This window comes from Amycolatopsis sp. NPDC058278 (genome assembly GCF_042881395.1).
GTDB lineage: Bacteria > Actinomycetota > Actinomycetes > Mycobacteriales > Pseudonocardiaceae > Amycolatopsis.
Window position 1 is genome coordinate 20,208 of the sequence record NZ_JBHVXZ010000035.1, and the last position, 17,573, is coordinate 37,780.

General features: G+C 71.1%; 17 protein-coding genes. 11 read left to right on the top strand and 6 right to left on the bottom strand.

Translation table 11 applies throughout. The annotated features are described in order from the left end of the window. Positions 1-40 precede the first annotated feature (40 nt). Entirely contained in the window at positions 41-1,303 is a 1,263-nt protein-coding gene (locus ACFVYA_RS19820) for a peptidase C39 family protein (RefSeq protein WP_387046766.1), read from the top strand. Between the two features lie 41 nt (positions 1,304-1,344). Here the strand turns inward: ACFVYA_RS19820 and ACFVYA_RS19825 are convergent, their stop codons facing one another. Beyond that, positions 1,345-1,794: a carboxymuconolactone decarboxylase family protein gene (locus ACFVYA_RS19825; protein ID WP_387046768.1), complete on the bottom strand. Its 450-nt coding sequence runs from the start codon at positions 1,792-1,794 to the stop codon at positions 1,345-1,347. 77 nt (positions 1,795-1,871) lie between these two features. On the opposite strand from ACFVYA_RS19825, the gene ACFVYA_RS19830 reads away from it, so the two are divergent. The 3 genes from ACFVYA_RS19830 to ACFVYA_RS19840 all read left to right on the top strand — a co-directional run bounded on the left by ACFVYA_RS19830 (position 1,872) and on the right by ACFVYA_RS19840 (position 4,912). Beyond that, positions 1,872-2,726 (top strand): sigma-70 family RNA polymerase sigma factor, encoded by an 855-nt coding sequence (locus ACFVYA_RS19830; RefSeq protein WP_387046770.1) that lies wholly within the window; start codon positions 1,872-1,874, stop codon positions 2,724-2,726. A 468-nt stretch (positions 2,727-3,194) separates the two neighbouring features. Continuing rightward, the gene (locus ACFVYA_RS19835; protein ID WP_387046772.1) at positions 3,195-4,292 is read left to right on the top strand and encodes an S-(hydroxymethyl)mycothiol dehydrogenase; all 1,098 of its coding nucleotides are present in this window, start codon (positions 3,195-3,197) and stop codon (positions 4,290-4,292) included. 65 nt (positions 4,293-4,357) lie between these two features. Beyond that, positions 4,358-4,912 carry a gamma-glutamylcyclotransferase family protein gene (locus ACFVYA_RS19840; protein ID WP_387046774.1) on the top strand — a complete coding sequence of 185 codons (555 nt, stop codon included), beginning with the start codon at positions 4,358-4,360 and terminating at the stop codon, positions 4,910-4,912. Here the strand turns inward: ACFVYA_RS19840 and ACFVYA_RS19845 are convergent. Beyond that, positions 4,890-6,509 carry an FAD-binding oxidoreductase gene (locus ACFVYA_RS19845; protein ID WP_387046776.1) on the bottom strand — a complete coding sequence of 540 codons (1,620 nt, stop codon included), beginning with the start codon at positions 6,507-6,509 and terminating at the stop codon, positions 4,890-4,892. The two genes, ACFVYA_RS19840 and ACFVYA_RS19845, sit on opposite strands and share 23 nt — an antisense overlap. A 97-nt stretch (positions 6,510-6,606) precedes the next feature. Between ACFVYA_RS19845 and ACFVYA_RS19850 the strand changes: the two genes are divergently transcribed. From ACFVYA_RS19850 to ACFVYA_RS19875, 6 genes are all read left to right on the top strand, one after another. Then, on the top strand, positions 6,607-7,170 hold the full coding sequence (locus ACFVYA_RS19850; RefSeq protein WP_387046853.1) for a TetR/AcrR family transcriptional regulator: 564 nt from the start codon (positions 6,607-6,609) through the stop codon (positions 7,168-7,170). After that, complete coding sequence (locus tag ACFVYA_RS19855; RefSeq protein WP_387046778.1) at positions 7,167-8,708, top strand: glycerol-3-phosphate dehydrogenase/oxidase; 1,542 nt, start codon at positions 7,167-7,169, stop codon at positions 8,706-8,708. The genes ACFVYA_RS19850 and ACFVYA_RS19855 overlap by 4 nt, the downstream gene beginning before the upstream one ends. Positions 8,709-8,780: 72 nt before the next feature. Next, positions 8,781-9,050, top strand: coding sequence for a helix-turn-helix transcriptional regulator (locus ACFVYA_RS19860; RefSeq protein WP_043776467.1), 270 nt, complete (start codon positions 8,781-8,783; stop codon positions 9,048-9,050). Then, positions 9,047-9,586, top strand: a complete 540-nt coding sequence (locus ACFVYA_RS19865; protein ID WP_387046781.1) for a DUF6498-containing protein — start codon at positions 9,047-9,049, stop codon at positions 9,584-9,586. Before ACFVYA_RS19860 ends, ACFVYA_RS19865 begins: the two co-directional genes overlap by 4 nt. Next, positions 9,579-10,493 (top strand): ABC transporter ATP-binding protein, encoded by a 915-nt coding sequence (locus tag ACFVYA_RS19870; RefSeq protein WP_387046782.1) that lies wholly within the window; start codon positions 9,579-9,581, stop codon positions 10,491-10,493. The genes ACFVYA_RS19865 and ACFVYA_RS19870 overlap by 8 nt, the downstream gene beginning before the upstream one ends. Then, positions 10,490-11,680: an ABC transporter permease gene (locus ACFVYA_RS19875; RefSeq protein WP_387046783.1), complete on the top strand. Its 1,191-nt coding sequence runs from the start codon at positions 10,490-10,492 to the stop codon at positions 11,678-11,680. The genes ACFVYA_RS19870 and ACFVYA_RS19875 overlap by 4 nt, the downstream gene beginning before the upstream one ends. Before the next feature lie 87 nt (positions 11,681-11,767). Here ACFVYA_RS19875 and ACFVYA_RS19880 read toward each other — a convergent pair whose 3' ends face one another. The 4 genes from ACFVYA_RS19880 to ACFVYA_RS19895 all read right to left on the bottom strand — a co-directional run bounded on the left by ACFVYA_RS19880 (position 11,768) and on the right by ACFVYA_RS19895 (position 16,255). Beyond that, entirely contained in the window at positions 11,768-13,114 is a 1,347-nt protein-coding gene (locus ACFVYA_RS19880; protein WP_387046784.1) for a cryptochrome/photolyase family protein, read from the bottom strand. A gap of 61 nt (positions 13,115-13,175) precedes the next feature. After that, positions 13,176-14,492, bottom strand: coding sequence for a citrate synthase (locus ACFVYA_RS19885; protein ID WP_285986680.1), 1,317 nt, complete (start codon positions 14,490-14,492; stop codon positions 13,176-13,178). Between the two features lie 197 nt (positions 14,493-14,689). Further along, positions 14,690-15,631, bottom strand: a complete 942-nt coding sequence (locus ACFVYA_RS19890; RefSeq protein WP_387046787.1) for a carbohydrate kinase — start codon at positions 15,629-15,631, stop codon at positions 14,690-14,692. A 42-nt stretch (positions 15,632-15,673) separates the two neighbouring features. Then, positions 15,674-16,255, bottom strand: a complete 582-nt coding sequence (locus ACFVYA_RS19895; protein ID WP_285986682.1) for a TetR/AcrR family transcriptional regulator — start codon at positions 16,253-16,255, stop codon at positions 15,674-15,676. 163 nt (positions 16,256-16,418) lie between these two features. Here ACFVYA_RS19895 and ACFVYA_RS19900 point away from each other — a divergent pair, with 163 nt between their 5' ends. Continuing rightward, positions 16,419-17,555, top strand: coding sequence for an acyl-CoA dehydrogenase family protein (locus tag ACFVYA_RS19900; RefSeq protein ID WP_387046788.1), 1,137 nt, complete (start codon positions 16,419-16,421; stop codon positions 17,553-17,555). Positions 17,556-17,573 lie beyond the last annotated feature (18 nt).

Genomic DNA, 17,573 nt, shown 5'->3' on the forward strand with positions numbered 1-17,573 from the left:
CGAAAATTCCTGGCTACTGGGGGCCGATCAGGGAGCCGCGATGCGCGTACGCAAGTTGTTCACCTTATTGTCAGTGGTCGTGTTGTCTGCGGTAACCGTGCACGTCGCCGAGGCCGGGCCCGTCCGCCCGCGCGACGACGAGGCGATCGACTACCACGAGTGGACCGGCGGCCGTTTCCACGAAGGCGGCTTCGCCGGGGTCGCGCTCACCCACGACGGCCTGCGCCTGGCCCGCCCGATCGGCACGGTGGAGCACACCGAGCCGGAGCTGGGCACGACCAGAACGTACGAGTACGGCCAGTGGACGTCACCGGAGTACCGGCAGGGCTTCGGCGCGACGCAGCTGGTCGCGTCGTGGAACGCGAAGACGCCCGCGAAGACCTGGCTGCAGGTCGAGGCGCAGGCCCGGACGTCGGCGGGCGCCCAAACCGCGTGGTACGTGCTGGGCCGCTGGGCCAGCGGCGACGCCGACATCCTGCGCACCAGCATCGACGGCCAGGACGACGCGAACGCGCTGGTCGACGTCGACACGCTGGTCACGAAGACCGGCGTGACGCTGAAGTCGTACCACCTCCGGGTCAGCCTCTACCGCGAAGCCGGCTCGGGTGCGACGCCGTCGGTGAGCCTGCTGGGCGCGATGACTTCGGCCGTTCCGGACCGCTTCGAGGTGCAGCCGACGAAGCCCGGACGCGCCACCGGGATCGAGCTGAAGGTGCCCGCGTACGCGCAGAACCTCCACAAGGGACAGTTCCCGCAGTACGGCGGGGGCGGCGAAGCCTGGTGCAGCCCGACGTCGACCGAAATGGTGGCCGAGTACTGGGGCAAGAAGCCGTCGGCGGCGGAGCTGGCCTGGATCCCGGCGGACTACGTCGACCCGCAGGTGGCGTTCGCGGCGCGCTACACCTACGACCACGCGTACGACGGCACGGGCAACTGGCCGTTCAACACCGCCTATGCGGCGTCGCGCGGGCTGCGCGGCCACATCACGCGGCTGCACTCGCTGAACGAGCTGGAGAACTACATCGCGCGCGGCATCCCGGTGATCACGTCGCAGTCGTTCCTGTCGTCGGAGCTCGACGGCGCCGGCTACGGGACGTCGGGTCACATCATGGTCGTCGTCGGCTTCACGAAGGACGGCGACGTGATCGCGAACGACCCGGCGTCGAGCAGCAACGACCGGGTGCGCAACGTCTACAAGCGGGACCAGTTCGAGAAGATCTGGCAGCGGACGAAGCGCTACCGCGCCGACGGCAGTGTCGCCGGCGGTCCCGGCGGCATCGCGTACATCATCACGCCGGCTTGACGCCGGCCCGGCGGGGCGCCTCGCGGGCGCCCCGCCGGACTTCACCAGGTCTTGCCGGCCTGCTCCCGGATCGCGCGGTTGATCCGGTTGAAGAAACCGGTCAGCGCGATGTGCGTGACGATCGCGGACAGCTGCCGCTCGTCGAAGTGCTCGGCGGCGGCCGCCCAGATCTCGTCGGTCACGCCCGGCTGGCCGTCCTGGATCCGCGTGGCGGCCTCGGTCAGCGCGAGCGCGGCCCGCTCCGGCTCGGTGAAGAACGGCGTCTCGCGCCAGGTGACGACGCTGTGCAGCCGGTCGTCGGTCTCGCCCTGCCGTTTCGCCGACTGGACGCCCGCGTAGGCGCACGGGGCGCAGCCGTTGATCTGGCTGGCCCGCAGGTGGACCAGCTCCAGCAGCAGCGGATCGACGCCGGCGGCGTGCACCACCTTGAACAGCTGCTGAACCGCGCCGGTCACCTCGGGATCGCTTCGGGTCTTCAGCCGTGGTTCCATCGTTCCTCCATCGGTTACCTGTGCCCCTCCGGGCCCGTCATGTCCACGACGGAGCAGAAGCGAGGAAGGTAACGACCATGTCCGACACCCTGGCCGAGACGTTCGAAGCGCAGCGCGACCGGCTGCGCGCGGTGGCCCACCGCGTGCTCGGTTCGCACGCCGACGCCGAGGACGTGGTGCAGGAGGCCTGGCTGCGGCTGTCGCGCCAGGACGCGGCGTCGATCGAGAACCTCGACGGCTGGCTCACGACGGTGGTCGGCCGGATCAGCCTGGACGTGCTGCGTTCGCGGAAGGCCCGCCCCGAGGCGCCGTACGAAGAGATCGTCGTGACGGTCGACGACGGCCCGGAGGCGGACGCGGAGCTCGCCGATTCGGTCGGGCTGGCGCTGCTCGTGGTCCTGGAGTCCCTCGGCCCGGGCGAGCGGCTGGCGTTCGTCCTGCACGACCTGTTCGCGGTGCCGTTCGAAGAGATCGGCCGCATCCTCGGCAAGTCCACGGCGGCGGCCAAGATGCTCGCCAGCCGAGCCCGCAAGAAGGTTCGAACACCTTCACGCCCGACCGGCTCTTCGCAGCGCGAGGTGGTCCAGGCATTCCTGACGGCGGCCCGCGACGGCGACTTCGAGGAACTGCTGCGCGTGCTCGACCCGGAGGTCCGCCTGACGGTCGACACGCCGGACGGAGTGGTGGTGGTCCTGGGAGCGACGAACGTGGCGGCGGGCGCCCGCATCGGCGCGGCGGCGGCCGGCCGGCCGGTGCTGGTCGGCGGCCTGCCGGGCGTGGTGGCGTGGCGCGCGGACGGGACACCGCTGTCGGTGGTGGCGTTCACGGTGGTGGACGGGCGGATCGTCAGCATCGCGTCGGTGGCGGACCCGGTGAAGCTCGCGTCGATGGAGCTCCCGGAACCGCCGGAGACTGTCGGTGGTGCTCGGTAAGCTGGAAACCGGGGGCCGGAGGTCCGGCGCTTCGCATGACTCGCCGAGTGCGAAACCAGGTGGCGCACGGTCCGCCGGGCCGCGGCGGTGGCCGAAGGCCCGCCGAGCCGTCACCGCCGGGCCGCCATGTCGACCGGCCCCCGCACCGCCGCCCGCCGCGCCGACCGACCCCGCGCCCGCCGCCGTACCCCGACTCCTGCACCACCGCCCGCCGCACCCGCCAACCCCGCACCCCGAATGCCGAGCCGCCACCCACCGAGCCGCCGCGCCGACCGACACCCACGCCGCCGATCGCCGCGCCGACCAGTCCAGGTGAAGCCCCCCGCCCGCGACCCCCGGCTCACTAGTTGCGCACCACGCAACTAGTTGCGCCTTGACCACCGAACCTCACTCATGCGGATGTCGCCATCTCCGCATGATCCGTGATTAGCTGCGGTCGACCAGCAGCGCAGCCGGAAGGTGGTTCGAATGCCGTACGAGGTCCAGGGGGTTGTTTCGCGGGCGAAGGGCGAGCCCGTCTCGCTGGAGACCGTCCTCGTGCCCGATCCCGGTCCCGGCGAAGCCGTCGTGAACGTCCAGGCCTGCGGCGTCTGCCACACCGACCTGCACTACCGCGAAGGCGGGATCAACGACGACTTCCCGTTCCTGCTCGGCCACGAGGCCGCCGGGGTCGTCGAGGCCGTTGGCGAAGGCGTCACCGATCTCGAGCCGGGCGACTACGTCATCCTCAACTGGCGCGCCGTCTGCGGCACCTGCCGGGCCTGCAGGCGCGGCAAGCCGTGGTACTGCTTCTCGACCTTCAACGCCACCCAGCCGATGACGCTCCAGGACGGCACCAAGCTGTCGCCCGCCCTCGGCGTCGGCGCCTTCCTCGAAAAGACCCTCGTCCACAGTGGACAGTGCACGAAGGTCAACCGGGAAGCCGAGCCCGCCGTCGCGGGGCTGCTCGGCTGCGGTGTCATGGCCGGGCTCGGCGCGGCCATCAACACCGGCGCCGTCACGCGCGGCGACTCGGTCGCCGTCATCGGCTGCGGTGGGGTCGGGGACGCCGCCATCGCCGGCGCGAAGCTGGCCGGTGCCACCACGATCGTCGCGATCGACATGGACGACCGCAAGCTGGCCTGGGCGAAGGACTTCGGCGCCACCCACACCCTCAACAGCAAGGGCCTGTCCGAGGCGCAGGTCGTCGAAGCCATGCAGGACGCCACCAACAGCTTCGGCCCGGACGTCGTCATCGACGCCGTCGGCCGTCCCGAAACCTGGCGGCAGGCGTTCTACGGGCGCGACCTGGCCGGCACGGTCGTGCTGGTCGGCGTCCCGACGCCGGAAATGCGGCTGGACGACCTGCCACTGATCGACTTCTTCTCGCGCGGCGGCTCGCTCAAGTCGTCGTGGTACGGCGACTGCCTGCCCAGCCGGGACTTCCCGATGCTCGTCGACCTCTACCTGCAGGGACGGTTGCCGCTGGACAAGTTCGTCACCGAGCGCATCGGCGTCGACGGCGTCGAGCAGGCCTTCGAGCGCATGCACCACGGTGACGTCCTGCGCAGCGTGGTGACTTTCTGACCCTCTTCACCGACGACGAGTATCCGGCCGAACCCTATCCCGGGGCCCGGCCGGGCCACTCGTTCGTGCACGTCGACGGAGCCGGGCACCCGCTCGACGCCGCCCCCGAAGGCTGGCGCGACCGGATGGCCGTGCTGGCCTACGGCTCGAACGCGAACCCGTCGAAGATCACCTGGCTGCGCGCCCGTCTCGGCCTCGAAGGCCCGGTCGTCGTGGCGCACGCGCGCTGCGCCGGCCTCGCCGCCGTGTGGGCCGCCGGCTTCCGCGTGGTCGACGACCAGCGCCCGGCCACCCTCACCGCGCTGCCGGGCGTCGAAGAGCACGCCATCTGGTTCGTGACGCCGGACCAGCTGGCGGTCCTGGACCGCTGCGAAGGCCGCGGCACCCGCTACCACCTGGCCCGGCTCACCGACCCCCACATCACCCTCGAAGACGGCACGCGCCTGACCGACGTCCACACGTACGTCGGCGCCGCGCCGATCCGCTACCCCCTGCTGGTCGACGGCGCGCCGGTGCGCACCTCCGACGTCCCGCAGACCGAAGCGGCGCGGCTGCAGGGTGTCGCGGCCGACGGCCACGGCGTGCCCTGCGAAGTCGTCACACCAGCTTTCCGGGGTTGAGGATCCCGGTCGGGTCCACGGCGGACTTGGCCGCGCGCAGCACCTCGACGCCCAGCGTGCCGATCTCCGCGCTCAGGTAGGGCGCGTGGTCGACGCCGACGGCGTGGTGGTGCGAGATCGTGCCCAGCCCGGTGATCGCCTCGCAGGCCGCCGCCTTCGCGCGCTGCCACTGGCCGGCGGGGTCGGCTTCGTCGCGGGCCGTCAGCACCGTGAAGTACAGCGACGCACCCGTCTCGTACGCGTGCGAAATGTGGCACATGATGATCGCCCGGCCCAGCGCGGCCGTCAGCGCCGCGCGGACGTCGTCGCGCAGCTCGTCCACATTGGACCAATAGGCGGCCGTTTCGAGCGTCTCGACGCAGATGCCCATGTCCAGCAACGTGTCCCGCTGCCGGGGCCCGGCGAACCGGCCGTGCCGCCACGACTCGCCGAGCGCCTTGCCGACGCGCACGGCACCCGAGGCCTTCAGCCGCCGGGTCGTCTCACGGCGGCGCAGCGCCACGTCGTGCGCGGTGCCTTCCCAGCCCACGATGAGGAAACACGGCCGTCGCACGCCCCGCGCGGCCAGGTAGCGGCGCAGCACCGCCGTCTTCACCCCCGCGTTCAGCGCGAGTGACACCTCGGTCTCGTCCCCATCGGACAGCCGGGTGACGTCGGCGAGCACGTGGTGCTGCGCGAGGTCACGCACCGCTTCGGCGCCGGCCGCCCAGCCCGGCAGCGCGTAGCCCTCGTAACGGCGGACCGGCGGCGCCGGCCGCACCCGCAGCGCGACTTCGGTGATCACGCCGAGCGTGCCCTCGCTGCCGATCGCGAGCTGGCGCAGGTCCGGCCCGGCCGCGGACGCCGGGGCGACGCCGAGCTTCCACGGGCCGCGCGGGGTGGCCAGCCGCACGCCGGTGACCATGTCCTCGAACCGCCCGTAGCCCGACGACGCCTGGCCGGCCGAGCGCGTCGCCGCGAAGCCGCCGATCGTGGCGCGCTCGAACGACTGCGGGACGTGCCCGAGCGTCAGGCCGTGCCCGGCGAGCAGCCGCTCGGCTTCGGGCCCACGGACGCCCGCCTGCAGGACGGCGATGCGCGACTCGGCGTCCACCGACACCAGCGCGTCGAGCCGGAGGAGGTCCAGCGCGATCACCGACGTCTTTTCGCCGCGCAGTGCGGCGACACCGCCGACCACCGACGTTCCGCCGCCGAAGGGCACCACTCCGACGTCGTGCCGGACGCAGACGTCGAGGACCGCCTGGACCTCGTCCGGATCGGCGGGGAGGACGACCGCGTCGGGCACCGGGAACTCCGCCGACGGCGAACGGCGCCGCAGCAGGTCGAGGTAGGACAGTCCGGTCGCCCTCGCCAGCCGGGCCGCGGCGTCGACCAGCACGTTCTCCGCGCCGACCACTTCCGCAAGCGCTTCCTCAGCAGGTTTCGCCAGTTTCGGTGACGGTATTTCCACCGGCAAATCGCCCGTCGGAGCAGCACCGGGGGCCGTCTGGCCGATACGCTGTTCAAGCCACTTGGCCGCCCGCGCGGGCAGCGGGGCGGCGCCGGCGGCTTCCTCGGTCCAGGACCGGCGGAGGCGGTGGTCAATGAGAGCGTTCACGACTACAGTGTGACATATGGACGTAAAACGTCACACCACGCAGACGGCGGGTTCCTCCGCGCTCGCGGACACCCGCAACCGCCAGACGGCGACACGGGTGGCCGATGACGTGCTGCTCGACGCCGCGCGCTCGTGCGTGCTGGCCGCCGGTGTGCGCCGCACCACACTCGCCGAAATCGCCCGCACCGCCCGCGTCAGCCGGATGACGGTCTACCGCCGCTTCCCCGACGTCCGCAGCGTGCTCGCCGCCCTGATGACCCGCGAGTTCAGCGGGTTGCTGCGCACGGCGAGCGAAGGCGGCGCCGACGCCGCGCACAGCCGCGACCGGCTCGTGCTCATCGCGGCGGCCGGGGTCCGCGCGCTGTCGACCGACCCGCTGTTCCGCACCCTGCTCGACGTCGACCCCGAGCTCGTCCTCCCGTACATCGTGGAGCGGCTCGGCGCGACGCAGAAGTTCGCCGAGCAGGCGTTGCACCAGCTCCTGGAGGCCGGCCACCAGGACGGCTCGATCCGGCGGGCGCCGGTCGCCGTGCAGTCCCGTTCGGTGCTGCTGGTGGTGCAGTCGTTCGCGTTCTCCCTGCGGCCGGCCACGGCGGACGTCGACGAGGCGGCGCTGATGGCGGAGTTCACCCACGTGCTCGACGCGGCATTGCGGCCATGACGTCCGGCTCGCTCAACGCGCGGCGCCGCGAACGCGAGCTCGCGGCGCTGGCGTCGGGCGAGCGCGTCGACCTCGTCGTGGTCGGCGGCGGCGTCACCGGCACGGGTATCGCACTGGACGCGGCCTCGCGGGGCCTGTCGGTGGCGCTGGTGGAGGCGCACGATCTGGCGTTCGGGACGTCGCGCTGGTCGTCGAAGCTGGTCCACGGCGGCCTGCGGTACCTGGCGCACGGCGAACTCGGCTTGGCGCACGAGAGCGCGGTGGAGCGCGGGATCCTGATGACCCGGACGGCACCACACCTCACGCGCGCGATGCCGCAGCTGTTTCCGTTGTACCCGAGCACTTCCCGCGTGCAGGAGCGGGTGGTCGCGGCCGGTTTGCGCGCCGGGGACGTGCTGCGCCGGGCGGCGCGCACGCCGTCGTCGGTGCTGCCGGGGCCGCGGCCGGTCCCGGCGCCGCTGGCCTTGGCCTTGGCGCCGGGGCTGTCCGCCGACGGCCTGCGCGGCGCCTTGCTGGCTTACGACGGCGCGTTGGTCGACGACGCGCGTCTGGTGGTCACCCTCGCCCGGACGGCGGCGTCGTTCGGCGCCCGAATCCTCACGCGGCTGTCGGCCACTTCGCTTTCGGCGGACCGGGTTCAGGTGCGCGACGGCCTTTCCGGCTCTACTGTGGACATCCACGCACGGCAGGTGATCAACGCGACGGGCGTGTGGGCGGGCACGCTGACGGGTTCGGTGCGGTTGCGGCCCTCGCTCGGTTCGCACCTGGTGCTGGCGCCGGGGACGGTCCCGATGGGGACGACGTCGGTCAACATCGGCGTGCCCGGCGAGACCAACCGGTTCGTCTTCCTGCTCCCCCAGCCGGACGGCCGGGTCTACCTGGGACTCACCGATGAGCCGCTCTCCGGACCGATCCCGTCCGTGCCGGCGGTTCCCGAGTCCGATGTGGACTTCTTGTTGTCGCTGGCTTCGTCGGTACTCGCCCGGCCGCTGACCCGGGCGGACGTCGCCGGGTCCTATGCGGGGCTGCGGCCCCTGGTCGAGGGAACCAGCGGCCGGTCGGCGGATCTTTCCCGCAAGCACGCGGTCCTGGCGGGGCCGGACGGGTTGCTGACGGTGGTGGGCGGGAAGCTGACGACGTACCGCCGGATGGCCGAGGACGCCGTCGACGCGGCGCTGCGCTTGACGGGACTTGCCGCTTCACCGTGTCGCACGGCCCGGTTGCCGTTGCTGGGGGCGGCTCCCCGGCCGGAGTTGTCCCTGGTGGACGCGGCGCCCCGGCTGGTGGCCCGGTACGGCACGGAGGCAGCGCGCGTGGCGGCGTTGGGCGAGGTGGACGCGGAGTTCGCGGCCCCGGTGGCGCCGGGAACGGAGATCACGGCGGCCGAGGTGGTGTGGGCGGTCCGGAACGAGGGCGCACTGGACGTCGAGGACGTGCTGGAGCGCCGGACACGGCTGTCGTTGATCCCGCCGGACGCCGAGGCCGCGACGCCGCGCGTGGCGGAACTTGTCGACAAGTCGCTGGCGGGCCTCCTCTGAGCGGACTGCGTCGACCGGACTTGATGTTCTCTTGATTTGACGTCCCGTTGGGTTTTTGCAACAGTTAGTGCCATGAGTCCGGTCAGACGCGGCAAGGAGCTGCCGATCTACAACCGGCTTCCCGTGCTCCGGGCGGAGCGCGGGATGACCCGAGCCGCGCTCGCGAGCGCCGTCGAAGTCAATCCACAGACCATCGGCGCGCTCGAACGCGGTGACCACTATCCGAGCCTGGATCTGGCGTTCCGGATCTGCGCGGTGTTCGACCTGCCCGTCGAGGCGGTCTTCAGCCGCGAGCCGTTCACGCCGCTGTCCACCCAGGTCTACCGCGAGGGGGGAGCATGACCGAGCAGCCGGGCCGCCTCGCGGCCTACTGGGAACGCCAGCTCGGCAAGCTGGAGGAAGCCGAACGGAAGCGCGCCCGGCGACTGCCGGGCTGGCGCACGCGGAAGCACCGCCGGACGCTCGTCGTCGTGCTGGTCTTCGCCGACCTCGCGCTGGTCGCCGGGGCCACCCAGTTCAAAGCGGACCCGCGCTGGGTCTTCCCGGCCTTCTGGCTGACCGGGCTGGTCGTCGGCGGTTTCGCGTTCCTGACGCTGCGCGTCCTGACCGGGCGGATGAGCGGCAGCTTCTCGCGCCTGCTGGACGAACGCGAGCGCGAGTGGCGCCACCGCGTCACCTACATCGGCTACCAGGCGCTCAGCTACCTGATGCTGATCGCGATGTGCTACGGCCTGGTCGTCGCCGACACCCCGGAAAGCGCCGCGATGATGCTGTCCGCGCTGCTGGTCACCGGCACGACCATCCCGGCCGTCGTGCTGGGCTGGTCGCTGCCGGACGACGACCCCGAGGATTTCGAGGAGGGGATGGGGAATGCCTGAGGGGACACTGGAGATCGACCGGATCTCCAAGCGCTACGGCGCCAAGGTCGCGCTGGACGGCGTCTCGTTCGAGGTCCGCGCCGGCGAGCTGTTCGGCTTCGTCGGCAGCAACGGCGCCGGCAAGACCACCACCATGCGGATCACGCTGGGCGTGCTGGCCGCCGACGGCGGTGAGGTCCGGTTCGGCGGCGAACCGGTCACGCACGAAACCCGGACGCACATCGGCTACATGCCGGAAGAACGCGGGCTGTACCCGAAGATGAAGGTGCTCGACCAGCTCGTCTACCTGGCCGAGCTGCACGGGCTCAGCGCCGGCGAAGCGCACCGCAACGCCGAGAACTGGATCACCCGGCTCGGGCTGGCCGAGCGCCGCAAGGACGAGGTGCAGAAGCTCAGCCTCGGCAACCAGCAGCGCGTCCAGCTGGCCGCGGCGCTGGTGCACGACCCCGCCGTGCTGGTGCTCGACGAACCCTTCTCCGGCCTCGACCCGCTCGCCGTCGACGTGATGAGCGGCGTCCTGCGGGAGAAGGCCGCCGCGGGCGTGCCGGTCGTGTTCTCCAGCCACCAGCTCGACCTCGTCGAGCGGCTGTGCGACCGGGTGGGGATCATCCGCGACGGCCGGATGGTCGCCGTCGGCACGGTCGACGAGCTGACCGCGGGCGCGCGCAGCAAGCTCGTCGTGACCGCGCCGGCCGCGAGCAACGGCTGGGCCGCGGGCCTGCCCGGCGTGCGCGTGCTGGAGCAGCACGGCACCACCACCGTCCTCGACCTCGAACCGGGCGCGGACGACCAGGCCGTGCTCGCCGCCGCGCTGGCGACCGGGCCGGTCACCGAGTTCAGCCGCCGTCGCCGCTCGCTCACCGAGCTGTTCCGCGACGCGGTGTCCGAGAAGGGGGAAGCGCGATGAGGACGTTGAGCGGCCGCCGCGCCGTCTGGCTCGTGATGAAGCGCGAGCTGAACACCCGGCTCCGCACCAGGTCGTTCGTCGTCGGCACCGGCGTACTGCTGGTGCTGCTGCTGGGGTACGTCCTCTTCCAGACGTCGCTGGCCGGTTCGGCGGACAAGAAGACCGTCGGGCTGACCGGCCAGGCGATCGGGATCGCCCGCCAGCTGCAGACCGAAGCGGCGCTTTCCGGCCGCGAGATCAGCACGGTCGTCGTCACCGACGCGGCGGAAGGCCGGAAGAAGGTCGAAGACGGCGACGTCGACGCGCTCGTCTCGGGCAGCGCGGCCCAGCTTACCGCCACCTACAAGTCCTCTTTGGACACCGAACTGCGCCGGGTGCTCGACCAGGTCGCCCAGCAGCAGGTGCTCGACGGCGTGCTGTCGTCCGCGCAGCTGGAACCGGCCGAGGTGATGGCCAGGGTCAACGGCACCCACGTCCGTGACGACGCCCTCTCGCCGCAGCCGGCCGACCAGACGCAGCGGCTGGTCGTCGGGCTGGTCGTGGCGTTCCTGCTGTACATGAGCATCATCACCTACGGGATGATGGTGGCCCAGGGCGTCGTCGAGGAGAAGTCGAGCCGGGTCGTGGAGATCCTGCTCGCCAGCGTGCGGCCGTGGCAGCTGTTGCTGGGCAAGGTGATCGGGCTCGGCCTGGTCGGCCTGACCCAGCTGGTCATCCTCGCGGTGGTCGGGCTGGGCGCCGCGGCGGCGACCGGCGTGTTCACCCTGTCCGGCTTCGCGACCGGCGCGGTGCTGTGGGGCCTGCTCTGGTACCTGCTGGGCTTCCTGTTGTACGCCACCATCTACGGCGCGCTGGGGTCGCTGGTGTCCCGGCAGGAGGACACCCAGTCGGTGGTCGGGCCGCTCAACATCATCCTGGTCGTCGGGTTCATCGCCGGGTTCAACCTGCTGGTCCAGGACCCCGCGAGCTCGGCGACGAAGATCGTCTCGCTGATCCCCCTGCTGTCGCCGATCCTGATGCCGGCCCGCATCTCGACGGGCGCGGCGGCGGGCTGGGAGATCGGGCTGTCGCTGGCGCTGACCATCGCCCTCGTCGCCCTGCTGACCTGGGTCGGCGGGAAGATCTACGGCAACAGCGTGCTGCGGATCGGCAGCCGCATCAAGCTGTCGGAGGCCCTGCGTGGCTGAGGTGCAGCCGTCCGACCGTGGAGCGGATCGAGCCGAGCGCCACCGGCGATCCCGCGCTCGCGGTCGTGTGGCGCGTCAAGCCGCTTGTCACGACGTGATCTTGCCGTAGCGCTCCAAGGACACCTGGCGCTCGTGGGCGTGGTCGACCATGGGTTCCGGGTAGTCGGCGGGGCGGTCCTTCAGCTTGTGCACCGCCTTCCCTTCGACGGAACGCAGCTCCGGCACGTACTTGCGCACGTAGTCGCCGTTCGGGTCGAACTTCTCCCCCTGGGTCGTCGGGTTGAAGATGCGGAAGTACGGCGCCGCGTCGGTGCCGCAGCCCGCGACCCACTGCCAGTTCAGCTGGTTCGACGCCAGGTCGCCGTCCACCAGGTGCTTCATGAAGTGGCGGGCGCCCAGCCACCACGGCAGGTGCAGGTCCTTCACCAGGAAGCTGGCGACGACCATCCGCACCCGGTTGTGCATCCAGCCCTCGGCCAGCAGCTGCCGCATCCCGGCGTCCACGATCGGGTAACCGGTACGGCCTGCGCACCACCGCTCGAAAGCCTCCGGGTCGCTGTCGTGTTTCATCCCGTCGAAGCGCTTGTCGTAGTTCTTCCGCGCCGTTTCCGGGCGGTGCCACAGGACGTCGGCGTGGAATTCGCGCCAGCAGATCTCGCTGCGCAACGACTTCGCGCCGGCGCGGTCGTCGCCGGAAAGGTCCGCCAAGATCGTCCGCGGGTGGATGCACCCCCAGCGCAGGTACGGCGAAAGCCGGGTGGTGCCTTCGCGGTCCGGCCGGTCGCGATCCTCGTCGTAGGTCTCGATGCCGTCGTCCAGGAATGCGTGCCAAACGTCGAGCGCGGCCTGCTCGCCGGGTTCGGGCAGCGTCGCGGAAACCGGGGGCGCCTTCGGGATCTTCAGCGACCGCGGCGGCTCCACCCAGTCCACAAGGGACGGTCCGGTGTCCGCGGGCGAGTGCCACCCGCGCGCGGTCCACGCCCGGTAAAACGGGGTGAAGACGCGGTACGGATCGCCGTCCGGCTTGGTGACGCGCCCGGGCGTCACGGCGTACGGCGAGCCCGTCCCGACCCAGTCGATGTTGTGCTCCGCCAACGCTTTCGCCACGGACGCGTCCCGGCGGCGGCCGTAGGGCCCGGTGTCGGCGCTGACGTGCACCGCGGCCGCGCCGATCTTCTTCGCCGCCTTCACGACCTCGGCCGCCGGCTCGCCGCGGACCAGCATCAAGCGGCCGCCGAGCTGTTCGTTCAGCTTCTCGAGGCAGCCGTAGAGGAACGCTTCCCGCGGCGCGCCACCCGGCTTGAGCAGCGCCTCGTCGAGGACGTACAGCGCGAGGACGTGCTTGCTGTGACGCGACGCCTCCAGCAGCGCGGCGTGGTCACCGAGCCGCAGGTCACGGCGGAACCACAGGACAACCGGCGCTTCTCTGGTCACGACGGAAAACGATAAACGCCCCGCCGTGCGGGTGCACGGCGGGGCGTTTACGCAAAAACGATCAGCGCTCCGACATCGGGGTGTAGTCCCGCGAAGCGTGGCCGGTGTAGATCTGCCGCGGGCGGCCGATCTTGGTGGCCGGGTCGTTGATCATCTCGCGCCAGTGCGCGATCCAGCCCGGGAGCCGGCCGAGCGCGAACAGCACCGTGAAGAACTTCGTCGGGAAGCCCAGCGCCCGGTAGATCAGGCCGGTGTAGAAGTCCACGTTCGGGTACAGCTTGCGCTCGATGAAGTAGTCGTCGGAGAGCGCCGTCTCCTCGAGCTTCTTGGCGATGTCGAGCAGCTGGTCGCCGCCCTTCAGCTTGCCCAGGATCTCGTCGGCGGTGTTCTTGATGATCTTCGCGCGCGGGTCGTAGTTCTTGTAGACCCGGTGCCCGAAGCCCATCAGCTTCACGCCCTTTTCCTTGTTCTTCACCCGCTCGACGAACTTGGCGACGTCGCCGCCGTCGTTCTTGATGCCCTCGAGCATGTCGAGCACCGCGGCGTTCGCGCCGCCGTGCAGCGGGCCGAACAGCGCGTTGATGCCCGCCGAGATCGAGGCGAACAGGTTCGCCTCGGACGAGCCGACCAGGCGCACGGTCGAGGTCGAGCAGTTCTGCTCGTGGTCGGCGTGCAGGATGAACAGCAGGTCGAGCGCCTTCGCGACGTCCGGGTCGACCTCGTACGGCTCGGCCGGGAAGCCGAACGTCATCCGCAGGAAGTTCTCCACCAGGCCGAGCGAATTGTCCGGGTACAGCAGCGGCTGGCCCACGGACTTCTTGTAGGCGTAGGCGGCCAGCGTCGGCACCTTGGCGAGCAGCCGGATCGTGGACAGCTCCACGTTCGGCTCGTCGAACGGGTCGAGCGAGTCCTGGTAGAAGGTCGACAGCGCCGACACCGCGCTCGACAGGACCGGCATCGGGTGCGCGTCGCGCGGGAAGCCGCTGAAGAACGCCTTGAGGTCCTCGTGCAGCAGCGTGTGCCGCTGGATCTTCTCGGTGAAGTCGGCCAGCTGGGTCTCGGTCGGCAGCTCGCCGTAGATCAGCAGGTAGGAGACCTCGACGAAGGTCGACTTCTCGGCCAGCTGCTCGATCGGGTACCCGCGGTAGCGGAGGATGCCGGCGTCACCGTCGATGTAGGCGATGGCGGACGACGCGGCCCCGGTGTTGACGAAACCGGGGTCGTAGGTGATGTACCCCGTCTGCGCCAGCAGCTTGCCCAGTTCGATCCCCGGCGCGCCTTCGACCGGGTGGACGATCTTGAACTCGTGCTCGCCACTCGGCAGGGTCAGCTTCGCGGTTTCTCCGCCGGACTGCCCCGCAGTCGTCGCGTCGGACATGCAAGTCCCTCTCACGTTGGGCACGGGCCGGCGGCGCCTGTACGTTCCACAGGTAGCCACGTGTTCACGCGAGGAAACACTGGCGCCTCGCTGCACACCGCCCCGCTGGGGTATGAAGAATGCCCCTCTACGCTAGTCGAGAAACCCGCCTTCGCGCAGCGGTGACGTTGCTCCTGAGGGCCCCTTTGGGACCAGGTTCACACGGTGGACGCCATGTCGGCGGACGTGGGCGGTTCGGCGCCGCTGCGGGACACCGTGATCGACGCCGCTTTCGCCGCGAACTCCAGCGCCTCCCGCCACGCGCCGGCGTCGAGGGAGGCCAGGTCGGTGGCCTCGCGGGTGTGCAGCCAGGCCAGCAGCGCACCGTGCACGGTGTCGCCCGCGCCGATGGTGTCCACGACGGTGACTTTTCGCGACGGCACGTGGGCCAGCTCACCTGCGGCGGTGATCACCGAGAGCCCGTCGGCCCCCCGGGTGAGCACCACGGCGTCCACACCGGACTCGATCCACGTCTTCGCGGCGGCGACCGGGTCGGCGCCCTCGGTGAGCCAGGCGGCGTCGTCGTCGGAGATCTTCAGCAGCCGGACGTCCGGCAGCCAGGACGCGAACCGGGCCCGGTAGGCGGCCGGGTCGGTGATGAGCGCCTCGCGGATGTTGGGGTCGAGCACGGTCAGCACGCCGCGGGCCGCTTCGCGCCGCAGCATCGCCTCGTACGCCGAGGCGCCGGGCTCGAGGACCATGCCGAGCGTGCCGAGTGAGAGCGCGGTCACACTCTCGGCCAGCGGGCCCGGATCCGCGACCAGCCGGTCGGCGGTGCCCTCGACGTAGAACGTGTAGCGCGCGGCGCCCTTCGCGTCGAGCGCCACGACGGCCAGCGTCGTCGGCTCGTCGCCGCGCTGCAGCAGCGAGGTGTCGACGGCGGAGGCGTGCAGCCGTTCGATCATCGCGTCGCCGAAGCGGTCGGTGGACACGCGGGAGAGGAACGCCGCGGGCACACCGAGCCGTCCGGCGGCCAGCGCGACGTTGTACGGGCCGCCGCCCAGCCGGGGCAGCAGCGCGCGCAGCCCACCGTCCACAGTGGAATCCAAGGGGTCGCCGGGAACCAGGTCGACCAGAGCTTCTCCGCCTACGACGATCACGCCGCGCAGTTTAATGGAGTTCCGGCTGACAATTCCTGTCCGCTATTTGTTCAGGCCGCCGAGCAGCAGTTCGCCCAAAGCGGTGAACGCGTCGGCGTCGGACACGTCGGTCCGCTGGGCGAGCACGCCGGTCTGGATGCCCTCGATGATCAGCCCGGTCATCTCGGCCACCAGCCGGGCGTGGACGTCCCGGAACACCCCGTCGGCAACACCCTTGTCGATGAACTGCCGGAGCCGTTTCGCGGCGAACCGGCTGTTGAGCTGGTAGGCCTCCCGGGCCGGGCCGAATTCGGCGAGGTCCCGCATGAAGGCCGCCGACGCCCGGTTGAGGTGCTCGGCGACCCCGGCCAGGTACTCGCCGATGAGCTTGGGGGCGTCGTCGATCCCGGCGATGCGCTCCTCGATCCGCTCCGCGGCGCCCCGGAAGAACCGCGTGACGACCTTGACGGCGAGCTGCTCCTTGCTGGGCGCGAGCGCGTAGAGCGTCGACTTCGAGCAGCGCAGACGGCCGGCCAGGTCGTCCAGCGTGAAGACGGCGAAGCCCTCGGCCAGGAAGAGCGCCTCGAGCTCGCCGAGCAGCGCCTGCTGGCGGGCGGTCGGCCGGCGGCGGGGTTCGGGGCGCATCGGCTCACTATCTCCTACGTCTTCCGGCCACCCCAGGCCTGTCTTACTGTACTCTGAACGAGCCCAGAGTACTGTTTTCAGTACTGAAGCATTCCGAGGCTTCGCCCCGGGCCGGGGGCGCCGCCACCCGGACCCCCGACAGACGCTGGTTTGGAGGACGACGATGCCCGCCGAACGCCTGCTGCCTTCATCGGAAGCCGAGGACCTGGTCGCCCTGGCCACCGAGATCGCGCGCGACGAGCTCGCTCCGCGGGCAGCGGCAGCCGAGGAAGCGGAGCAGTTCCCCCGCGAGCAGTTCCGCCTGCTCGGCAAGTCCGGCCTGCTGGGCCTGCCGTACAGCGAGCGCTGGGGCGGCGGCGACGTCTCGTACGAGGTCTACCTGCAGGTCCTGGAGGAGATCGCGACGGCGTGGATGACGGTCGGCGTCGGGCTGTCGGTGCACACGATGTCTTGCTACGCGCTCGCGGAGTACGGCACCGACGAGCAGCGCGACCGGTGGTTCCCGGACATGCTCGAAGGCTCGCTGCTGGGTGCGTACGCGCTGTCGGAGACGCAGGCGGGCTCGGACGCGGCGGCGCTGTCGACGCGCGCGCGTCTCGACGGCCCGGACTACGTCGTCAACGGGACCAAGGCGTGGATCACCCACGCGGGGGTGGCGGACTTCTACATGACGATGGTCCGCACGGGCGATTCCGAAATCTCGTGCCTGCTGGTCGACGGGGCCACGCCCGGCCTCTCGGCCGCACCGCGCGAACGGAAGATGGGCCTGACCGGCTCGCCGACGGCCCAGATGATCTTCGACAGCGCCCGGGTGCCCGCTTCGCGGCTCCTGGGTGACCCGGGGGCCGGGCTGCGGATCGCGCTGTCGTCGCTGAGCTCGGGCCGGCTGGGGATCGCGGCGTGCGCGGTGGGCCTGGCCCAGGCGGCGCTGGACGAAGCGGTGGCCTACGCGAAGGGGCGCTCGCAGTTCGGCCGCCCGATCATCGACTTCCAGGGCATCGAGTTCCTGCTGGCGGACATGGCCGCGACGGTGGAGGCGTCCCGGGCGCTGTACCTGGACGCGGCCCGGCGCCGGGACCGCGGGATGCCGTTCAAGCGCCAGGCGTCGATCGCCAAGCTGGTGGCGACCGACGGCGCGATGAAGGTGACGACGGACGCCGTGCAGGTCCTCGGCGGGGCCGGGTACACGCGGGACTTCCCGGTGGAGCGGTACATGCGGGAGGCGAAGGTGCCGCAGATCTTCGAGGGGACGAACCAGATCCAGCGGCTCGTCATCGCGCGGGAGCTGAAGAACGCGTAGCCCGATCCAGCGACCCGT

Bases quoted from the DNA above. Each gene is read 5' to 3' on its own strand.
- ACFVYA_RS19830 (WP_387046770.1), top strand. From the start codon at position 1,872: ATGTCCGACACCCTGGCCGAGACGTTCGAAGCGCAGCGCGACCGGCTG.
- ACFVYA_RS19870 (WP_387046782.1), top strand. From the start codon at position 9,579: ATGCCTGAGGGGACACTGGAGATCGACCGGATCTCCAAGCGCTACGGC.
- ACFVYA_RS19895 (WP_285986682.1), bottom strand. From the start codon at position 16,255: ATGCGCCCCGAACCCCGCCGCCGGCCGACCGCCCGCCAGCAGGCGCTG.
- ACFVYA_RS19835 (WP_387046772.1), top strand. From the start codon at position 3,195: ATGCCGTACGAGGTCCAGGGGGTTGTTTCGCGGGCGAAGGGCGAGCCC.
- ACFVYA_RS19860 (WP_043776467.1), top strand. From the start codon at position 8,781: ATGAGTCCGGTCAGACGCGGCAAGGAGCTGCCGATCTACAACCGGCTT.
- ACFVYA_RS19875 (WP_387046783.1), top strand. From the start codon at position 10,490: ATGAGGACGTTGAGCGGCCGCCGCGCCGTCTGGCTCGTGATGAAGCGC.
- ACFVYA_RS19900 (WP_387046788.1), top strand. From the start codon at position 16,419: ATGCCCGCCGAACGCCTGCTGCCTTCATCGGAAGCCGAGGACCTGGTC.
- ACFVYA_RS19885 (WP_285986680.1), bottom strand. From the start codon at position 14,492: ATGTCCGACGCGACGACTGCGGGGCAGTCCGGCGGAGAAACCGCGAAG.
- ACFVYA_RS19820 (WP_387046766.1), top strand. From the start codon at position 41: ATGCGCGTACGCAAGTTGTTCACCTTATTGTCAGTGGTCGTGTTGTCT.
- ACFVYA_RS19825 (WP_387046768.1), bottom strand. From the start codon at position 1,794: ATGGAACCACGGCTGAAGACCCGAAGCGATCCCGAGGTGACCGGCGCG.
- ACFVYA_RS19855 (WP_387046778.1), top strand. From the start codon at position 7,167: ATGACGTCCGGCTCGCTCAACGCGCGGCGCCGCGAACGCGAGCTCGCG.
- ACFVYA_RS19865 (WP_387046781.1), top strand. From the start codon at position 9,047: ATGACCGAGCAGCCGGGCCGCCTCGCGGCCTACTGGGAACGCCAGCTC.